This is a genomic window from Candidatus Woesearchaeota archaeon, from assembly GCA_026394965.1.
In the GTDB taxonomy this organism is placed as follows: domain Archaea; phylum Nanobdellota; class Nanobdellia; order Woesearchaeales; family 0-14-0-80-44-23; genus JAPLZQ01.
This window is the reverse complement of sequence record JAPLZQ010000056.1, coordinates 1-3,250: the sequence shown is the minus strand read 5'-3', so window position 1 is coordinate 3,250 and position 3,250 is coordinate 1. Positions and strand designations below refer to the sequence as shown.

Sequence of the window (3,250 nt, the reverse complement as noted above, 5' to 3'; positions counted from 1 at the left end):
CCTCTTTTTTTCCCGAGTTAATCACTGGTTATTATTAAATATTGTTGCTTTGAGTCCTGCCTGATTTTTTTGATTGTGAAAAACTGTTTTTGCCGCAATTGCTTTATCTTTATTTTGTATGATTTTTTATTTATTATTATTTTTATCTTATGTAATTTCTTATTATGTTGACAAGGTTCCTTCCTGCGCGCACCCGTTCAGCAATCTCATCTTTCAGAAGGCGCGTGTCCACATTTTCAAGGAGGGACTCCATCTTGTAAAATTCTCGGAACTGCTCTTCCTTCCAGGAGTCTGTATATCCGAGCTCCCTTATGTCCTCATAAATCTCCTCTGCCTTGTCAAGCCCTATTTTGTATTCAGTATTGTTATTCCTGTCTTCATCGCTCTTTTTTCCCTCTGCTGCCTTTTTCTCAAGCTCATTTTCCTCATCGTTTGAGAAGAGTTTTTCAAACTCAACCTTTTTTGGCTCAGGCACCTTTATCTCTTTTATAGTTTCCTCCTTCTTCAGCTCAATTATGCTTTCTTCAAGGAGCTTTTCCATGTCATCCTTTTCCGTCTTCCTTCTTTCCTCAATCTCCTTCAGCTTCTTTATCCTTTCCTCTGGAGAGAGTTTTTTCAGCTTCGCTACCTCAGATTCCATCTCAGAAGAATTGTTGTCTGCCATTTTATCCCGGACTTGCCCTTTTTTTCGCTTACCAGGCCATCAGCGAGTGCGCTTTCTTGTAATTCTGGTATGTTGTCCAGAGCGAGTTAAATACTATCTCAGCTGCTTTGCTTTTCTGGGCGTCATCTTCAAACTTGTTTACTTTTTTCTCAGATTTTTCCCCTGGGCTTCCCGCAAATGAGGATATTATTTCTCCGAATCCGCGGAATATTGAGAGGAAAGGCTCAATTATGGAATCCTCTTTCTCTTTTTTCTCAGGTTTTTCCTGCTTTTCAAAAATTTCCCCTGATTCCTCAAGATACTCCTTCATGCTGTCTCCAAGTGCATCCATGGCTTCCTTTAGGGAGTTGTCTATTGAGCCGAGCACCTCAAAAACCTCGTCATTCCTGTATTTTTTGTATGCCTCAATCTGCTCTTTTGTCCAGATGTATCCGCGGAGGGTGCATTCCACTTTTCCTACATGGATTGGGCCCCTCTGGTATCCCTCTGCATGGTAGTTGAGGCTCGGCGTTGTCCTGTAGTTGAATGTTGCGATTACGCAGGGCAGGTATCTTCCGAATTTTGATTCCTTCTTGTATGCTATGAATTCCACGTCAATAAGCGAGCCCTCGAATGCGCTTACAAGGTTCGGGTCATTAAGCTTTCTTTCGTCAAACATAAGGCGCTTTATCTGCGCAAGGTAAGGCTTGACCCATTCCATGTACATTTTTATCGCATCGTAGTGCTGCCTCATGTATCTCAGGGTGAATTTTCTCTTTGTGTTCAGTTCGCCTTGCGTGTTTTCCTTCCAGAGAAGGTATGTCTTGAGCTTTCTTTTCAGGACTTCCTTGACTTTTTTGTTGAATTCAGTTGATTCAACAACCCTGTCAACATCCTCTGACTTTTTCGGGGTTATCTCAAAGAAGAGGTCAGGAAGGGTTGTGAATCCAACCTCATGAGCCATGCCGTAAACTGATGCGGGGTTCTTGCTTCCGCCCTCGACAAGGTCTATCCATATTCCCTTAAGCGTTATCTCAGCAGACTTGTCCCCTCTTTTGCTTTCTGAGTAGTATTTCAGCCTCTCGTCGAGGATTCTCAGCTCCCTTACCAGCTGGAAGAGCTCCTTGACCATCTTCCCTATTATTGCAAGGTATTGCGATGCCTTATCCTGCTGCAGGGCGAGGCGCTGCTGCGAATTCCCGAACATTGATGACTGTTCTGATGCAGCAAACAAGTCCTTTACCTTTATGATATATGGAAATGCGAGCGACTGCTTCAGCTGGGACATTATCCAGTAGTATGTCTCCTCCATGGAGATGTTCATCTTTTCCCTTATGAACCTGTGCCTGACTATGGGCGAGGGGAAGTCAGTGGTTCCATTGACTCCCTTTTCAATCTCCGTATTCTCCTGGTCAGCGTATTTTTCAGCCAATCCATCATCAAGCTGGGAAATCTCGCTTGATTTCATTGCCTTTACTTCTTTTTCGTATTCAAATTTTGCAAATCCCGCTTTCAGAAGCTTTTTTGCAGCAATTTCTTCCATTTCTTATCACGCTATTCTCTCTTTTTTCCTGTCTTATAAATATATAAACATTTCCTATTTGAGGTTCTTATTTGATATTTTTCCTCTTTGATTCCTATCCGAACTTGTAAAGGATTATCACAAAGCCCTTGACATCTATGAGGGTTGAGCCGGTCTTCTCAGCTATTTCCCCCGCTGTCTCAAACCTGTCATGCTCGCCTGTGAAATTGTTGAGCATCTTGACTTTTACAATCCCTTTTTTATTGAGGTGCCTCTCTATTTCTGAAAGCAGCTCTTTTGTGACTCCCATTTTTCCTATCCTTACAACTATTGGGATTGCTTTTGCCTTTTCCTTTATCCTTTTTTTAAGTTCATCCATTTTAAGCGGTTATATCATCTCTACCTTATTTTTAGATTATTTTTTCATTATCTTTATTCCGTCATTCCTGCTTTGAAACTTTTACTTCTCCGGGAGGAAGAGCAGACACAATGTCGTCAATTTCGCCGCCAATCTCTTTCTTGATAAGCTTTGCTGCTGAGGTCTTTTTTTCGCTCCCCTGCGTTATGATAAGCAGCTTTTTGCAGTGCTTTCTCACTGCTGAGAGGGGCGCGCACATTATCCTTCCGTCGTATAGCCCTATCCCGAGCTTCACCTCTGCGTGCATGGTATTCCTCTTTCCGTAAATCATGAATGCGCCCTTTCCCATGTATTCGCCTGACTTCACAGATGAGGAGACCTGCTCAGGGTTCACCTGGAAAACCTCTGCCTCGGAAATTCCCATTTTCCACGCCCTTGAGAAAGATGCTGTTTCTATTGCCGCCTCTCTTTTGGTTTCTTCTCCTGGAATCTTTCCCTCTGTTTTTATGATTGTGAATGGGCTTCCTGCGATATTTGTGTGAAAGACAATGTCGTCTTTTTCCATGTGCTTTTTCACGATTATGTCGTTTGTTGTCGAGTCTCTTCCCGCTATGACAATGAATCCCTCTGAGCTTATGAACCATCTGAATTTTTCATACCAAGCCCTTCCCTTTTTCTCCTCTTCCCGCTTTTTTTTCTCCTCTTTCTCCTGAGCCATCTTCTTTTT

Annotated in this window: 4 protein-coding genes; all 4 read right to left on the bottom strand. The window is 42.6% G+C overall.

All coding sequences use genetic code 11. From position 1 onward, the window contains the following. Positions 1–142 precede the first annotated feature (142 nt). A complete protein-coding gene (locus NTV63_02370; GenBank protein MCX6709778.1) occupies positions 143–664 on the bottom strand; it encodes a hypothetical protein in 522 nt (173 codons plus the stop codon). A gap of 28 nt (positions 665–692) precedes the next feature. After that, a complete protein-coding gene (locus tag NTV63_02365; GenBank protein ID MCX6709777.1) occupies positions 693–2,186 on the bottom strand; it encodes a hypothetical protein in 1,494 nt (497 codons plus the stop codon). Between the two features lie 94 nt (positions 2,187–2,280). After that, the gene (locus tag NTV63_02360) at positions 2,281–2,544 is read right to left on the bottom strand and encodes a YhbY family RNA-binding protein (protein ID MCX6709776.1); all 264 of its coding nucleotides are present in this window, start codon (positions 2,542–2,544) and stop codon (positions 2,281–2,283) included. Between the two features lie 61 nt (positions 2,545–2,605). After that, positions 2,606–3,250, bottom strand: a 645-nt coding sequence (locus tag NTV63_02355; protein ID MCX6709775.1) for an NFACT RNA binding domain-containing protein, incomplete at its 5' end; no start/stop codon positions are given.